Annotated in this window: 15 protein-coding genes and 2 pseudogenes; 10 read left to right on the top strand and 7 right to left on the bottom strand. The window is 37.0% G+C overall.

Features of this window, described 5'->3' with window-relative positions; all coding sequences use genetic code 11:
* Positions 1–20 precede the first annotated feature (20 nt).
* Entirely contained in the window at positions 21–377 is a 357-nt protein-coding gene (locus AC4CV5_RS00245) for a winged helix-turn-helix transcriptional regulator (RefSeq protein WP_326222435.1), read from the top strand.
* 152 nt (positions 378–529) lie between these two features.
* Here the strand turns inward: AC4CV5_RS00245 and AC4CV5_RS00240 are convergent, their stop codons facing one another.
* Positions 530–838, bottom strand: coding sequence for a hypothetical protein (locus tag AC4CV5_RS00240; protein WP_490921862.1), 309 nt, complete (start codon positions 836–838; stop codon positions 530–532).
* Positions 839–894: 56 nt separating this feature from the next.
* Between AC4CV5_RS00240 and AC4CV5_RS00235 the strand changes: the two are divergent.
* Positions 895–1,029 (top strand): annotated as a pseudogene (locus AC4CV5_RS00235) (DUF255 domain-containing protein); the annotation flags it as partial.
* Between the two features lie 306 nt (positions 1,030–1,335).
* Here AC4CV5_RS00235 and AC4CV5_RS00230 read toward each other — a convergent pair.
* A complete protein-coding gene (locus tag AC4CV5_RS00230; protein WP_490921860.1) occupies positions 1,336–2,244 on the bottom strand; it encodes a Tat pathway signal protein in 909 nt (302 codons plus the stop codon).
* 723 nt (positions 2,245–2,967) lie between these two features.
* On the opposite strand from AC4CV5_RS00230, the gene AC4CV5_RS00225 reads away from it, so the two are divergent.
* Positions 2,968–3,330 (top strand): MmcQ/YjbR family DNA-binding protein, encoded by a 363-nt coding sequence (locus AC4CV5_RS00225; protein WP_490921858.1) that lies wholly within the window; start codon positions 2,968–2,970, stop codon positions 3,328–3,330.
* A 68-nt stretch (positions 3,331–3,398) separates the two neighbouring features.
* Positions 3,399–4,295, top strand: a complete 897-nt coding sequence (locus tag AC4CV5_RS00220) for an amidase domain-containing protein (RefSeq protein ID WP_490921856.1) — start codon at positions 3,399–3,401, stop codon at positions 4,293–4,295.
* A gap of 366 nt (positions 4,296–4,661) precedes the next feature.
* On the opposite strand, the gene AC4CV5_RS00215 is transcribed toward AC4CV5_RS00220, so the two are convergent.
* Entirely contained in the window at positions 4,662–5,111 is a 450-nt protein-coding gene (locus AC4CV5_RS00215; RefSeq protein WP_490921854.1) for an AraC family transcriptional regulator, read from the bottom strand.
* 248 nt (positions 5,112–5,359) lie between these two features.
* Here AC4CV5_RS00215 and AC4CV5_RS00210 point away from each other — a divergent pair.
* Positions 5,360–5,539: pseudogene (locus AC4CV5_RS00210) on the top strand (DUF255 domain-containing protein); the annotation flags it as partial.
* Positions 5,540–5,580: 41 nt separating this feature from the next.
* On the opposite strand, the gene AC4CV5_RS00205 reads toward AC4CV5_RS00210, so the two are convergent.
* Positions 5,581–6,864 (bottom strand): MFS transporter, encoded by a 1,284-nt coding sequence (locus AC4CV5_RS00205; protein WP_490921852.1) that lies wholly within the window; start codon positions 6,862–6,864, stop codon positions 5,581–5,583.
* A gap of 283 nt (positions 6,865–7,147) precedes the next feature.
* Here AC4CV5_RS00205 and AC4CV5_RS00200 point away from each other — a divergent pair, with 283 nt between their 5' ends.
* Positions 7,148–7,627 carry a hypothetical protein gene (locus AC4CV5_RS00200; protein WP_227058013.1) on the top strand — a complete coding sequence of 160 codons (480 nt, stop codon included), beginning with the start codon at positions 7,148–7,150 and terminating at the stop codon, positions 7,625–7,627.
* A gap of 24 nt (positions 7,628–7,651) precedes the next feature.
* Positions 7,652–8,062: a hypothetical protein gene (locus tag AC4CV5_RS00195; protein WP_490921851.1), complete on the top strand. Its 411-nt coding sequence runs from the start codon at positions 7,652–7,654 to the stop codon at positions 8,060–8,062.
* Between the two features lie 488 nt (positions 8,063–8,550).
* On the opposite strand, the gene AC4CV5_RS00190 is transcribed toward AC4CV5_RS00195, so the two are convergent.
* Complete coding sequence (locus AC4CV5_RS00190) at positions 8,551–8,994, bottom strand: Lrp/AsnC family transcriptional regulator (RefSeq protein WP_490921850.1); 444 nt, start codon at positions 8,992–8,994, stop codon at positions 8,551–8,553.
* Between the two features lie 151 nt (positions 8,995–9,145).
* Between AC4CV5_RS00190 and AC4CV5_RS00185 the strand changes: the two genes are divergently transcribed.
* Complete coding sequence (locus AC4CV5_RS00185) at positions 9,146–10,435, top strand: APC family permease (protein WP_490921849.1); 1,290 nt, start codon at positions 9,146–9,148, stop codon at positions 10,433–10,435.
* A 179-nt stretch (positions 10,436–10,614) separates the two neighbouring features.
* On the opposite strand, the gene AC4CV5_RS00180 is transcribed toward AC4CV5_RS00185, so the two are convergent.
* Entirely contained in the window at positions 10,615–10,815 is a 201-nt protein-coding gene (locus AC4CV5_RS00180; RefSeq protein ID WP_326196408.1) for a hypothetical protein, read from the bottom strand.
* 304 nt (positions 10,816–11,119) lie between these two features.
* Here AC4CV5_RS00180 and AC4CV5_RS00175 point away from each other — a divergent pair, with 304 nt between their 5' ends.
* On the top strand, positions 11,120–11,728 hold the full coding sequence (locus AC4CV5_RS00175) for a transglutaminase-like domain-containing protein (RefSeq protein WP_490921848.1): 609 nt from the start codon (positions 11,120–11,122) through the stop codon (positions 11,726–11,728).
* Positions 11,729–11,855: 127 nt separating this feature from the next.
* The gene (locus AC4CV5_RS00170; protein WP_490921847.1) at positions 11,856–13,925 is read left to right on the top strand and encodes a thioredoxin domain-containing protein; all 2,070 of its coding nucleotides are present in this window, start codon (positions 11,856–11,858) and stop codon (positions 13,923–13,925) included.
* Here the strand turns inward: AC4CV5_RS00170 and AC4CV5_RS00165 are convergent.
* On the bottom strand, positions 13,922–14,821 hold the full coding sequence (locus tag AC4CV5_RS00165) for a CPBP family intramembrane glutamic endopeptidase (RefSeq protein WP_490921846.1): 900 nt from the start codon (positions 14,819–14,821) through the stop codon (positions 13,922–13,924). The two genes, AC4CV5_RS00170 and AC4CV5_RS00165, sit on opposite strands and share 4 nt — an antisense overlap.
* Positions 14,822–14,931 lie beyond the last annotated feature (110 nt).

The raw sequence follows: 14,931 nt of genomic DNA, 5'->3' as shown, positions 1-14,931 counted from the left end.
TACATTTTGAGGTGATCAATATGGAGAACCGGTTAAATGGATTTGGCGCTTGCAGTGCAGAGGTGAAAAAGGCTTGTCCCGTTGAAATGACGCTGCATACTATCGGCGGGAAATGGAAAGGAATCATCATCGATATCCTGTCTCACAAATCAGCCCGTTTTAATGAGCTGAAACGATTAATTCCAGGCATTACACAAAGAATGCTGACGCTGCAGCTGAGAGAATTGGAAGCAGATGGCGTTGTGAAAAGAAAAGTAGAGAATACTGTTCCCAAGAAGGTCGAGTATTCTCTAACCGAACTCGGTGAAAAGCTTTATCCTATTATTTCATCCATGAGAATATGGGGAAATGAGTATATGAAGATAAATAAGTGTTAACGAATTTACAGAAAACAGAAGGGTTTCCTTTTGAGTGAAAGGAACATATTCAAGGCAGTTCATTATCTTGAAAATGTTCCCACACACTTGAAAAAGCCGGCTGCATTGGCGGTTTATATTAAAAGCAAAATAGACGAGCTTTTAAAATTCGACTATTTTTTTGTTTTGTTATTCATTGTTTGATCTCTATCCTCACTATCAATGTCACCTGAAACGGCATCAATAAAATGATCAATGATCTTGCCGATGTTTCTAGTCTTTCCATTCCCATTACTCATATTTCCGTTCATGTTTTTCTGATTTGGATTGTAGTATTTAATAAAACCTCCACATAAAGCACCTACAAATACAATCCAATATGGAATCTCTTCTAATCCCCTTGGCTCCAAGTATAACCAATTGATTCCAAACACTACAAAGCTAATGAGTATAAGCGTCGTTCCAATCATATTTTTAATCATTCTTAAGTATCTACCTCCCGAAAAACAGATATATACATTACGTCTTGGTTATTCAAATGTTTCATTTATTTATTCAACATTGTCGTATCCCTGTAAATTAGTTCCCTTGGGGAGAAGAAGCCTTCAAGAAAGCAAAACGCGAAAACAAGCCGGTTCTTGTCAGCAACATCTATTCAACATGTCATAGGTGTTAAGTTCGTATAAATACACAAATGATATTAGCAAAATCAATATATTGTTAACATTTCCGAATCAATCTTAACAACAAGAGTCAGTTTCAAACAAAAAAGCCCTTCTCAGCATTGTGAAAATGGACTTTTAATATTGGAAATGACTCAATTTCAATTTCTGATACTTGCCATCAACTTATAGGGAAGACAGAACAATCGTTTCTAATTATAGTTATTCCTATCATGAACAAGGTATGGCGTACACTTTGAATTTGATTATGATATTCCGAAGGGGAGGAATTTGCATTTTCCATTGTTATTATTTAACTAACATATTTCTGGAAGGTCAAAAGAGCTTCGCCGTCTCCCTGTACTTCCTAAGAAACCCGCCAAGTACTCTAAATTTGCAATTAGTTCATGGTCTTCGTGGGTAGGGGTTTGACCATGATCATCATGTAGATGTAGGATACTTGTATCTCCAATCCATGTTCCCTTCCATTTATAGTCCTCTTTTTGATTTACTCTCATCCAATCATTGATTCGATCGTCAACCCAACCATGCAATTTCCAGAAAATCGGATTTACATGAGCAGAGTACTCATCACCTAGCCAGTTATACTCAGGTTGATTCCAAATATCATCTATAGGCTTTCCTAATTTAGGCTCAGTCATATATCCAACTTTCGATTCTTCTGACCATCGTATGTGCATACTGTTGTGAATTGTAAACTCAATATCAGAACCAAGCTGACCAAGGGTTACACTACTTAAGTAGTCTGGATCAGTAAATTTCTTTTCAAGCCCTGAAAAATAACCCCAATATCTATCTCCGGATTTTTCCAACTCAAGTCTTTCTCTTGGAATACGATGACTATCATAAGCCGGTAAAACAGGATAACTTTGATCTAAAGGCTTTGGAAGGTATCTCCACCCTTGAACCCATGGATAGTTAATATCACCTTCATCCGCCAAAATTTTATTGACGATCATAATCATCGTTCTATGCATATAAAGGAAGTCTTCACCAGAATCATTATCCCTTTTAGGATTTCCATCGACATCGAGTGCTGGGCGTGGCGGCACCCAATTTGGATGAGTCTTACATAATTTTTTGCGATCTTTACAATCAAGTCCCTCCCAAGAGTTTCGAAATCCATGCCAAAGATAATGCCATAAACGATGTTTTTTTGAGGCCATAGCTATAATAACTGAGTTTGGTAATGGTGATTGTCCCAATCGTTTAAACCTCCTCCAAGTTAAATTTCATGTTTAATCTCTTTCTTCTTTTTTAACAGCAAGAAAGGCTGAAAATTTTCCGGCTTCTCCTTCACCATGGCGTATTGTACGTTTTACACTACCAACAATTGTAGGAATTTCATTTATACCAGCTGGCCAGTTCGGTATACTCCTCGATATTCATACTCCGTCGGTATTGTCACGTCCAACTACAGTTTCATGTAGTAGCGGTCCACCACCCCACCCCTTTATCAGCTATAAACCCTGCTAAATCCTTATCCATGCCTTCCCCCAAAACTTAATATTGAGTCTGTGATACAAAGGTTAATAAACCCTCGCCGAATATTAAAGCAAGTGCCTTTTGCGGATCATTGTTTACTGCATCAGTAATGAAAGCTCCTGTAAATCCCCTTTATATTCCAATATATTCCATACAACATAAACATATTCATTCCAAATGAGTAGCTATATACTATATACTGAGTACTATTCACTTTTTTTAATTACATTCGCTTTCCTTAGATAACAACAGACGGGTTTGGGGATTACGTCAGTGATTGTAGAAGGTGTAGATCGGTTATTCAATATGCCGTTGGTGCCACGTCTATTAAAGTAACCAAAATAGATAGCCAAGGATCATTGAGTACAAATCCCTGTGATTTTTTCAAAGATGGAATTAGAGAGAAGAAATTAACCGTAAGTAGTTGGAGGGATGATTGAAGTATGTTAACAAGAGAAGATATCTTTAAACACGTCAAAGAAAAATACGGTACATCGCCTGATTACCCGTGGAAGAAATACCCACACTATGCTGCTTTGAGACATGAGTCAAACAAAAAATGGTACGGTCTTATAATGAATGTCCTCCCGGAAAAATTAGGATTTGATGGAAGGGGCGAAATAGATATTCTGAATCTAAAATGTCCACCTGAAATAAGTGATAGTTTAAGAAATGGGAAAAATATCCTTCCGGGATATCATATGGATAAGGAACATTGGATTTCACTTGTTTTGGAACGTACAGATCCAGAAGGAGAAATTTATTACTTAATCGAGCAGAGCTTTAATTTAACCAAATCAAGCTAGATTAGTGGGCACTTTCATTTTAGGATATTGCTCTTCTCTCTATGCCACCAACGCTACAGGTGAAATTGATGTTAAAGGATGCACAAAATGAAGTCATTAACTATCTTAAGGACAATAAAAAGAATTACAAAATTGGATCAGAACAATTTGTTAATTTCTTAGAATCCGCAACAAAATTAGATTTCAAAAAATATAATAAAGACTTAATACAAACATATTCCAGCATCTACCTAGCCGAGAATGAAGAATATCAATTCGAACAAGCTACAAAAGAAAATAAAGATAAAGAAGAAAAACCTTTTGTGTTAAGTAATTCTTTGTTAAATAAAAAAATCAAAGAAATTAGAGTAAAAAATGAAGATGAAAATACTGAAGTTGATAATGAAGTAAAAGACTTACAGTCCCAACCTTCATTAGAGTTTAATGCTCTTTCAAGTTATAACAGAACAAATGCAAAAAAATATATGACAAAAAATTGGAAGAACACATCCAGCTCTTTATATGGATATCTAGGTGGTAGTGGCGGTGACTGTACAAACTACGCATCTCAAGTGGTTCACGCAGGTGGAATGCCTACTAGCTTGAAAGGTTATTACGGCAGTCATTATACCCAAACTACAACGGGTTGGTTTTCAGTTAAGGAATATCGAGTCCAGGGAACATACAAAATTAATTACTCTACTTCTTGGGTCAGAGTGAAAGATTTCTATGGCTACTGGGCTGGTACTAAAAAACATAAAGTTTATTCTAACCTAACTGCCTCACAAGTATCAAAGAAAGTTTCAACTGGGGATGTAGTGCAAGTCTATAATAGAAACTCCGGAAACTGGTTCCATACCATTGTTGTTTATGATGTGAAAAAAGGAGAAACAAGATTTTCAGCTCACTCTGGGGAACATTTATATGCAAATCTACCATTTGAGTTTAAAGGAAGTAAGTATAAATTTAGAGTTATTAAGTTTTGAAGAAAAATAAAAAGAAGCTGCTTAATTAGTAGCTTCTTTTTTTATATGTGCAATAACGTGTTGTTGGTGACATGTCTCTAAGAATAACCAAAAAAGCAACCAGTTTCGGCTGCCTTTTAATAAATTTAATGCAAATTTTTAGAAACCTAAGTTTAAAAACTTTTCTCTAACCTATGACCCTTAATATCTTCCTCAGACATGTCGAAACCACACTCAGGATAACGTTCAGGTGGGACCACTGCTTAAACTTCAAACATCATATATGTGTCATTCACTTGTGGTGGTTCAATTGCAGTTAGATCTGAAATACATAGTAGGTCTGATGTTGTTCGTCCTTAATAGAAGGTAGGAAATGTCACTGCTTCCTTACTGTATAGGAACTAATATTTCACACAAATGATTATCAATCATTTGTGGAGTATATCTTTCAATAATTGGTTGTTCTCTTATTGATAGATTGTTTCTTTCTATCTCAGAAGAAATATTGCCCCAAAAGTCACTGACTGCCTCTTTTGTATGGTCAAGCAGGAAAACAGCGTATTTCCCACCAGAAAATTCTCCAACATGAGCTGGTTTTTTCACATTGAAATCTTTATTTATAACAACACAAACATCATAACGACACTCCTCTTTAGGAGTAATCTCTGGGTTATCTTGCGGTATGCCTAAAATTGTAGAATTATCAAATACATCATTCGATTTTGCCCACTTTTTAAAAGTCTCCATTAATTCTTTGTTTTGCTTTTCACCATACCCCCCAACATTTCGGAAATAAGCAATCCTTGATTCAGGTAATTCTTCAATAGTTATTTTCAAATTTTAATCCTCCTTTCTTAGATAAGGTAATTTGATTTAAAATGTTTTTCAAGTTATTTTTAAAAATATTCTGATTATAATATAGTTTAATTAATCCATTAGCCCACTATATATTCCGAAGATCCATGAAAAGAAAAGAAGAGAAGAGAAGAGATTACCTCAAAAGATCTCTTCTTCTTGTTTTTTGGTATATTAAATAATGTATAGACTATACTGAATAAAAATTTGTATAGAAAGAAGGTGATCCCATGCCAACTAACAATAAACCCAATAGATTAATCGCTGAGAAGTCTCCTTATTTACTTCAACATGCTCATAACCCTGTGGACTGGTTCCCTTGGGGAGAAGAAGCCTTCGAAAAAGCAAAACGCGAAAACAAGCCGGTTCTGGTCAGCATCGGTTATTCGACTTGCCATTGGTGCCATGTCAATTAAAATAACCATAAATAAAAAAAAGAATAGTCTTTCGACTACCCTTTAATTATATCTTTATTTCTTGTAGACCAAATCACAACCGGTATAAGAACTAAAGATAAAAGCCCTCCAACCAGAGATAACACGGCATAACTTGTACTAGCCATCACCATCCCCGAAAGAACCCCGCCAGAAGCCCCTGCCAATGCAATAAAAACATCAAGTGTTCCTTGAACTTTTGCACGAGATGAAGGCTCTGTAGAATCAACAATTTGAGCAGTACCACTGATTAATCCAAAGTTCCATCCCAATCCAAGTAGAGATAGGGCAATCACCAAAAGAACCATTGAATCACTTGGAGCTAGTGCTGCTAATAAACCAGCTAATAATAATGTTATACCAGAGGCGATGCTCATAGCTGTACGACCAATTTTATCAACAAGGACACCTGTTACAAGTGAAGGAAGATACATGGACCCTATATGAAAACCAATTACGATCCCTACTTCCCCTAGACCATGCCCATGATGTTTCATATGAACTGGTGTCATCGTCATAATAGCTACCATAACGATTTGTGTTAGAATCATAACTGTAGCACCTACTGCAAGACCTCTTTTATTATTTTTTTGATTCACCATATATGAATCATTATCATGCCCATTTTGTTCTTTATAAGCTGCGATCCGATTTGCAATATCTAATGGGTCTGGCCGGAGCATAATAAAAAGTACAATACCTGCTAAGATAAATGCTGTTGCTGATAAAATGAATGGACCTGCAAGTGAAGGAACACTAATAAAAGTGGCAAATTTACCCATCGCATTCACCAGATTGGGACCTGCGACTGCTCCAAATGTTGTCATAACCATTGTGACACTAATTGCAGTTGCTCTCTGTTTCTCATTTGCTAAATCAGTTCCTGCATAACGAGCCTGTAAATTAGTCGCTGTACCCGCACCATAAATCAGTAATGAGGCAAATAAAAGAATTATGCTATTTACTATAGCAGCAACAACAACACCAATTGCTCCGAGTCCACCTACTATAAAACCAGTTGCTAGACCAGTACGACGTCCAAAACGCTGAGAAAGTCTCCCTATAATTAAGGCTGCTCCTGCTGATCCTAAAGTAAATAAAGCTGATGGTACCCCTGCATACAAATCTGTCTCAAGCATTTGCTGAGCAAGAAGGGCACCTACAGTAATCCCTGCGGCTAGTCCGGCACCGCCAAAAATTTGTGATATACTCACAACAATCAAAACTTTTTTGTATAATTTTTTTAGTTTTTCTGGAGAGTCTATGTAACTCCTCGTTGAATCTTCTGAGCTACTCATCATGTTCTAACACCCTTCTTTTTAGGATCTATCTAAATAATTAAAACGTAACTACTTTGTCAGCCCATTCTACATGATTAACGCAATCATTCATTGTAGAAATTGGACATAATGTTGGACTATCTAATGCTCTTGATTTCAAACATGTTCCACTCCCCCGTAAAATACAGGTAATATTACCTTAATATCATCTTAATATTACCTTAAATTTCTTATAAAACCATACAATGTCTTCTCTTTTTTTGTATAATTTTTGAGCAATTACATAATTAAGGAGATGTTTGTATTGTTAAAAGTTTTAAGTAAGTCATTAGTTATTATGATGACAATTGTATTTAGCTTTGCTGTTTTCTCTACAGCAATGAGTCAATCCGCACAAGCTGCCGGAAGAGACTGGGTAGACCTAGGTAAGGGGTATAAAGCTGGATTTGATGAGCCACATGATAAAAAGACTGGTAAATGGCATGTACATGTATATAAAGGCAAAAAAGAAATTGCAGCGGAAAATATGGATGGAACAAAGCATGATGGTAAACATTTGTCAGATGCACCTAAATCCGTTGTTAAAAAATTAAAAAGTACAGCAAAGTGGAAAAAATATAAGAAAAAAGAAAACCAACTATCTGAAGCTCGAAAACAAGTACATAAAAAAAGCTGGTGGCAACTGGTAGCTCAGCCTTCACCTCTTATTGTATTAGCTGGAGCTTTAGGTATTGCATTTAAAACCCTTTCTATGCTTCAATGGAAGTCGATAGTAACAGCTTAAAATATGAAACGGAGATAATGAAAAATGAGAACTTTAAATACGAGATTTAAACGTTTATTGAGATTAAGAGATTTGGAATTCTTTCAGGTAGAATTAAACGATGATGAGAGATGTGCTTTTTTATTATACGTTGATGAAAGATTGCCAGATTCTGAAGAAGGTAACAATATTAATGTTTATTTGATTTCTCACTTTGAACTACCTGATTCATCATATCAAGATGTGCTTAGTTTTAATGATGATCTATTGGGTATGAAACATAATTGTTCATATGTAATGGACACTTTAACTGTTAAAGAGGAATTTGATTTCGATTTCCCATTTGATATGCTCGCTATACGTGAATATGTTCAAGAGTTATTGTCCACTTTAAAAATTGACAAAAAAATTCCTGAATTTGAAGAAACAGATTTCAATTATTTATCTCAAGAATAGTAAAGGTTACGTTAGATGAAAAATAAACGTTTAAGTTTAGTTTTGATTTGTCTTTTTCTGATAGTTGTTTGTCTGGGGATAGTTTCAAATTTTAATGTCTTTGAGGCCCATCATCCAATAACAACTTTTCTCAGTGTTGTAATTTCGGTCTTATCTGTCACAGTATCAAATAATTTGATACTGTGATCAAAATAGCAGATTCCATGAGGAGTCTGCTATTTTTATTTTGTGGATTCTCACATCAAATCATTCTTTGCGCTCTCAAAATTCCCCACCACTTTAAAAGAATAATCTGACCTTCTAATGAGTGTATCAGAAACAGAGATACTAAGGTTACTAGAAAAATCTTAGTATAGGCTATCTTGATAATATGTTTAACATGCAGTAGCCACCCTTGTGACTTTATTGCATTTATAATAAATGGCTGTTTCTTTTGTGTGCAATAACATGTTGTTGGTGTCATGTCTGTTAGAGTAGGCATAAGGACATTAACTATAAGTAACAGGGAGCAGAGGGCGAGAAAGAATAGGCGATGACAATACGACAGATGTATTTAATTGACCATAAGGAATTAGGCGGTCTACTAAGGCTTCTAAATCCTTCATCGTAGCTACTGCTGCCTTTAGAAAGTAACTATTCGTTCCTGTAACTCTATGGCACTCTAGAATATCCATTTCTTCTTTGATCAATTCCTCAAATCGACGACATTCTATTTTTAAATTTCCTATTTGTATAATCACAATTGTACCTTTTCCAATAGCCTCAGCTGAAACACGTGCGGTAAACCCCTGAATAACACCGTTATCCTGCAAACGACGTAATCGTTCATTTACACTCGGACGACTTAAGTTCAGTTTTTTCGATAGTTCAATAATTGTTATTCGTGCATTCTCTTGGAGCAGTTCTAATAATTTCTTGTCTATTTCATCCATTTCCATCTCTCCTTTTCATATTGTTTATAATCTTATTGTTTTTTATCCATATCGTAAAGCACAATAGAATAAAACATTCATTAGTTTATATAAACAAAGAGAATAACCTACTATAATAAAAATAAATTCAGAAATGTAAGGAGAGAATTCTTTGACTCAGCCATTGAAGCAAACTATATCAGTTTCACAAGGCACTGCTCTGTATGTAGGAGCCGTTTTAGGATCAGGGATTTTAATATTACCTGGTATGACAGCAGGGATCGCGGGTTCAAATGCATTAGTTTCATGGATCATTATGGTGCTGCTAAGTATTCCATTAGCGTGCACATTTGCATTCCTTTCAATTGATTTCCCTAGCTCAGGCGGAATATTAACTTTTACGGATAAAGCTTTTGGTCATTATGCAGGTGCTATTTGTGGATGGTTTTTTTTCATCGCAGGAAGTGTAGGACAAATTATTGTTTCATTAACAGGTGGGACTTATATATCTTTTGCGTTCAATTTACCGCATTTTTCCGCATATATTATTGCAAGCATATTACTCTCAATCGCTGTAATCGGAAACTATGTAGGTCTACAAACAAGTGGAAAAATTCAATTGGTATTAGCCGGACTTACTTTATTGATATTATTAGGTACATCAGTTTTAGCATTTCCAGCAATTGACCATGAGAGCATAAAACCACACCTCACAAAAAACAGCATCATTCCAATCGGCCAATCTGCAATGCTCATTTTTTGGTCATTCTTTGGATGGGAAGCAATCTCTAGTCTGGCACCTGAATTTAAAAGCCCGAGAAAACAAAACATCATGCGATCAACTTGGGGAGCCATTGTTATTATTGGTGTATTATACATAGGCATCGCTTTAGCTGTCATTGGCACAAACTCTTATTCAACTGGTGAACAAACCGTTAATAGTGCTATGAATAATGCTTCAATAGCACAAGTCGTTGAAAAAGTGGTAGGGGTAAATGGTGCTTGGGCAACAGCAATACTTGCTTTTATCATATGTTTAGGAACTAACAATGCGTTTGTGGCAAGTATGAGCCGATTAGGTTATTCCATATCTCATAAACGTCTTGCCCCCTCATGGCTGGACAACATGAATAAAAAATATTCAACTCCTAGCCGTGCTGTAATATTAGTAGGAGCAATTGCTGGGGTTGGTTTACTTTTTAGTTTTATTTTTCACATTGGATTAGACCAGTTAGTGTTTATTCCTAATTCGTTAGCAATAGCGACCTATATAGTTGGTACAGCAGCAGGAGTTCGGCTGATTACAAATGTCTTTGGTAAGTTTCTAGCTGTCATTGCCTGTCTATTATGCCTTGCCGCTTATCCTTTTATCGGCGCCTATTTAGCAATTCCTATCATTGTTGCACTTTCATGTATTGGATACATCACCTGGAGAGCTAAAAGAGAGAGAAATATTAAATAATGAAGGGTATTCTTTAAAATCATGGAGGTAGGCTGAAGTATATTGCCTATCTCTTCCCCATGACATAAATCTAGTGCCATGTCTATTAAAATAACCAGTATTGATCCTTTAATGACTCCATATTATCTATAGTTTTACAAACAATTTAATCTTTCAAACTGAATTATTATCTGTCTCTCCTACTTATTTTTAATATCATGATACACTCTCTCAAAAGTCTCGATTGGCAACGAGAACCTAGTTGTTTTCTCGTTACGATAATTGATCACTATATCAATTTGATTACCTTTTTGCTCAAACTCAATAAGTGCATTCTCCCATTTATCTCTGATTGATATTATACGATTTCCATTTTTCTTTTCCTTATAGATGTATTCCATTTTAACTCTCCTTTCATAATCAATAACAAAACTTTATGTTTTATTAAGAGTCTACGTTATCAATTGACAAAAGGTTTCGAAATAATAAAGTTCCTCAAGAAAATACGTAAATTATGACTTGCGTTTGGTGCCACTACATATTTTTTAGACAGAAAACTAAATCATAATTTTTGATACATCTTTTCTATACACTCTACCAATATGCGTATTACAATCTTAGTTGTTACCTTTCTTAATATATTCACAATCATGTTCTAGATTGTATTATCATTCGTTAAAATATAGAGAGGAGGGAGTGATCGTAATGAATTTGACTTGCGAATCCAAAAAATTGGATGATTATCTATGTGAACTAGCTGAGGTTGATTATTCTAATCCTATTATTCGAGCAAAATCAAATGAACTTTTCAATCCTTTGCAGACAGAAATCGAAAAAGTAAAAATAGCCTATGAATTTGCTCGAGATGAAATTTCCCATACTTGGGATGCTCAATCAAAACGAGTAACTTGTAATGCTTCAGAAGTATTAACCTTTAAAGAGGGAATTTGCTATGCAAAGTCAAACCTATTAGCTGCCTTATTGCGCTCAGAAGGAATACCGACAGGCTTTTGTTATCAGCGTTTAATGTTGTTTAATACGCCAGATAAAGGATATTGTATTCACGCATTAAATGCTGTATTTTTTCATTCACTTAATAAATGGATTCGATTAGATTCTCGCGGTAATAAAATAGGAATTGATGCTCAATTTTCACTTGATAAAGAGAGATTAGCATTCCCAATTCGACAAGAATTTGATGAAATCGACTATCCTTTGATTTATGTAAGACCACATCCAAAAACAATTGCAGTTTTAAAAGAACATAAAAATGCCATCGAGATGTATAAACATCATTTACCCGAAAGGATATAATTGTTTATAAGAATTCCTCTTATATACTTAATGAAGCCTCTCACAAAATCATAAAAGAATAAAATCCATTATATTATGGAAAAATAAATTCGAAATGATCATTTGTTTTATGAAAGAAGGTGATCCCATGCCAACTAACAATAAACCCAATAGATTAATCGCTGAGAAGTCTCCATATTTACTTCAACATGCTCATAACCCTGTGAATTGGTTCCCTTGGGGAGAAGAAGCCTTCGAAAAAGCAAAACGCGAAAACAAGCCGGTTCTGGTCAGCATCGGTTATTCGACTTGCCATTGGTGCCATGTCATGGCCCACGAAAGCTTTGAGGACGAAGAAATTGCACGTCTTCTCAATGAACGGTTTGTGGCGATTAAAGTCGACCGGGAAGAGCGGCCGGATGTGGATTCTGTTTATATGAGAATCTGCCAGTTGATGACCGGGCAGGGCGGCTGGCCTTTGAATGTGTTTATCACGCCTGATCAGAAGCCGTTTTATGCGGGTACATATTTTCCAAAGACGAGTAAATTCAATCGTCCCGGTTTCGTTGATGTCCTTGAGCATCTATCTGAGACGTTTGCGAACGACCGCGAGCATGTCGAGGATATTGCCGAGAACGCCGCTAAACATTTGCAGACCAAAACAGCCGCAAAATCAGGCGAAGGCCTTAGCGAGTCAGCAATTCACCGGACATTCCAGCAGCTTGCCAACGGGTTTGATACGATCTACGGCGGCTTCGGACAGGCTCCAAAATTTCCGATGCCCCATATGCTGATGTATTTGCTTCGTTATCACCACAATACGGGGCAGGAGAACGCTTTATACAACGTCACGAAAACGCTGGACAGCATGGCGAATGGCGGCATTTACGATCATATCGGCTATGGATTCGCCCGTTACTCGACCGATGACGAGTGGCTCGTTCCCCACTTTGAAAAAATGCTGTACGACAATGCGCTGCTGCTGACCGCTTATACAGAAGCCTATCAGGTCACGCAAAACAGCCGGTATCAAGAGATTTGTGAGCAGATCATTACATTCATTCAGCGGGAAATGACTCATGAAGACGGAAGCTTTTTCTCCGCTTTAGACGCGGACACTGAAGGAGAAGAAGGAAAATACTACGTGTGGTCAAAGGAAGATATCCTGAAAACGCTCGGAGACGATCTCGGAACGCTGTATTGCCAAGTGTATGACATCACAGAAAAAGGGAATTTTGAAGGCAAAAATATTCCGAATCTCATTCACACAAAGCGTGAACAAATCAAAGCGGATGCCGGGTTAACCGAGGAAGAGCTCAGCCTCAAGCTCGAGGACGCAAGACAACAGCTCTTGAAAACACGCGAAGAAAGAACCTATCCGCACATCGATGATAAAGTGCTGACCTCATGGAACGCGTTGATGATCGCGGGTCTCGCCAAAGCGGCAAAGGTATACCAGGACCCGAAATATCTCAGCTTAGCGGAAGATGCCATCACATTTATTGAAAACAAATTAATCATCGACGGCCGTGTGATGGTCCGATATCGTGACGGCGAAGTGAAAAACAAAGGCTTCATCGACGATTACGCTTTTCTCCTATGGGCTTATTTGGATCTCTATGAAGCTTCGTTTGATCTTGCTTATTTAGAAAAAGCGAAGAAGCTGACAGACGATATGATCGGCTTATTTTGGGATGAAGAGCATGGCGGATTCTATTTCACCGGTCACGATGCAGAAGCCTTAATCGTCCGGGAAAAAGAAGTGTACGACGGCGCCGTGCCTTCCGGAAACAGCGTGGCAGCCGTTCAGCTGCTGCGCCTCGGACAAGTCACAGGGGACTTATCACTGATTGAAAAAGCAGAAACGATGTTTTCTGTATTCAAGCCGGATATTGATGCGTATCCGAGCGGCCATGCTTTCTTTATGCAAAGTGTGTTAAAGCATGTAACGCCTAAAAAAGAAATCGTTATTTTTGGCAGCCCAGACGATCCAGACAGAAAACATTTGATAACTGCGCTTCAAAAAGCCTTTAAGCCCAATGACTCCTTTCTGGTAGCAGAGCATCCTGATCAATGCAAAGACATAGCACCATTCGCAGCGGATTACCGCATCATAGAAGGCAAAACAACCGTGTATATTTGCGAAAACTTCGCCTGCCAGCAGCCGACAACAAATATCGATGAAGCCATCCAAACGTTAATAAGCAGCAGGGGTTAAGACCCTTGCTGCTTACTTTTTGATTTCTTATGGTACCATAAAGCAATTCCCGCAAAAACAAGATTGACCGCTATCGTAAATAAAGCCTCCCACATCGGGTTCCCCCGCGTAACTGTAAATAAGGACGGAATTCCTCCATACACACTGTTTTTTTCTGTGATAAACATACACAAAAACATATTATTCGCGGCGTGGGCGCCAAGTGATATTTCAATACTGCCCGTTTTAATCGTGTAATAGGTCCACACAAAACCAAATGTTAAGTACTCAATACCTGCCCAGACAGCGCCATTGTTCATTTCTGGATTCGCGAAATGCAATACGCCAAACAAGCCTCCGACAATCAATGTCAAGATAAGTGGATTTTTCGTTATTCTCCCGAAAGCTTGGAGCAAAAATCCCCTGAAAAACAGTTCTTCCGCTGATGTTTGAAACGGAACCAAAATGAGGGCCGCCGCTAGCAGCCATATAAACCGTGAAGCATCAACATCTTGCATTGAATAGCTGCCAGGATGAATCGCAAAATCAATCAATTGTACGGCGATCATCAGCAGGAAATAAGCAATAAAGCCAAAGAAAATTCTCCGCCAATTGATCTTTGCATTTGGCGTAATGACCGTTCGAAATGGCCGTTTCAGAATAAAGCGGACAGCCAGCCATACTCCTGGAATCGCAAATAAATAAATGACATGAGACAAATAAAGATCTACGAGAGGATCACTCAGCACAGCTTCGTCTAAATCAAACGTGATATCGGGATTCACAATAACCGTGAACAGTATAGCGAAAAGGTAAGCAATATTCCCAAATACATATAAACCTACCATCACCAAAAAGGCGAAAAAATATCTCCACAACGTATTGTTTCCTTCTATAGGACGGATAAATGAATTCATTCCTTCTATGTCTCTTCCTTTCAATGAGAATATTACTATATATTTGCATAAATTGGTCTGCGAATCTACTGTTTTGGAAATCTTTTAAGAAAAAAAGTGTGAATTTAGTT

This window comes from Bacillus sp. NS1 (genome assembly GCF_058248265.1).
Note: the sequence above shows the minus strand (reverse complement) of the source record. Positions and strands in the feature narration are given on the sequence as shown.

Excerpts from the sequence above, each read along its gene's own strand:
- AC4CV5_RS00180 (WP_326196408.1), bottom strand. The coding sequence starts at position 10,815 with ATGGAATACATCTATAAGGAAAAGAAAAATGGAAATCGTATAATATCA.
- AC4CV5_RS00205 (WP_490921852.1), bottom strand. The coding sequence starts at position 6,864 with ATGATGAGTAGCTCAGAAGATTCAACGAGGAGTTACATAGACTCTCCA.
- AC4CV5_RS00175 (WP_490921848.1), top strand. The coding sequence starts at position 11,120 with ATGAATTTGACTTGCGAATCCAAAAAATTGGATGATTATCTATGTGAA.
- AC4CV5_RS00195 (WP_490921851.1), top strand. The coding sequence starts at position 7,652 with ATGAGAACTTTAAATACGAGATTTAAACGTTTATTGAGATTAAGAGAT.
- AC4CV5_RS00190 (WP_490921850.1), bottom strand. The coding sequence starts at position 8,994 with ATGGATGAAATAGACAAGAAATTATTAGAACTGCTCCAAGAGAATGCA.
- AC4CV5_RS00240 (WP_490921862.1), bottom strand. The coding sequence starts at position 838 with ATGATTAAAAATATGATTGGAACGACGCTTATACTCATTAGCTTTGTA.
- AC4CV5_RS00225 (WP_490921858.1), top strand. The coding sequence starts at position 2,968 with ATGTTAACAAGAGAAGATATCTTTAAACACGTCAAAGAAAAATACGGT.
- AC4CV5_RS00245 (WP_326222435.1), top strand. The coding sequence starts at position 21 with ATGGAGAACCGGTTAAATGGATTTGGCGCTTGCAGTGCAGAGGTGAAA.
- AC4CV5_RS00220 (WP_490921856.1), top strand. The coding sequence starts at position 3,399 with ATGTTAAAGGATGCACAAAATGAAGTCATTAACTATCTTAAGGACAAT.
- AC4CV5_RS00170 (WP_490921847.1), top strand. The coding sequence starts at position 11,856 with ATGCCAACTAACAATAAACCCAATAGATTAATCGCTGAGAAGTCTCCA.
- AC4CV5_RS00165 (WP_490921846.1), bottom strand. The coding sequence starts at position 14,821 with ATGAATTCATTTATCCGTCCTATAGAAGGAAACAATACGTTGTGGAGA.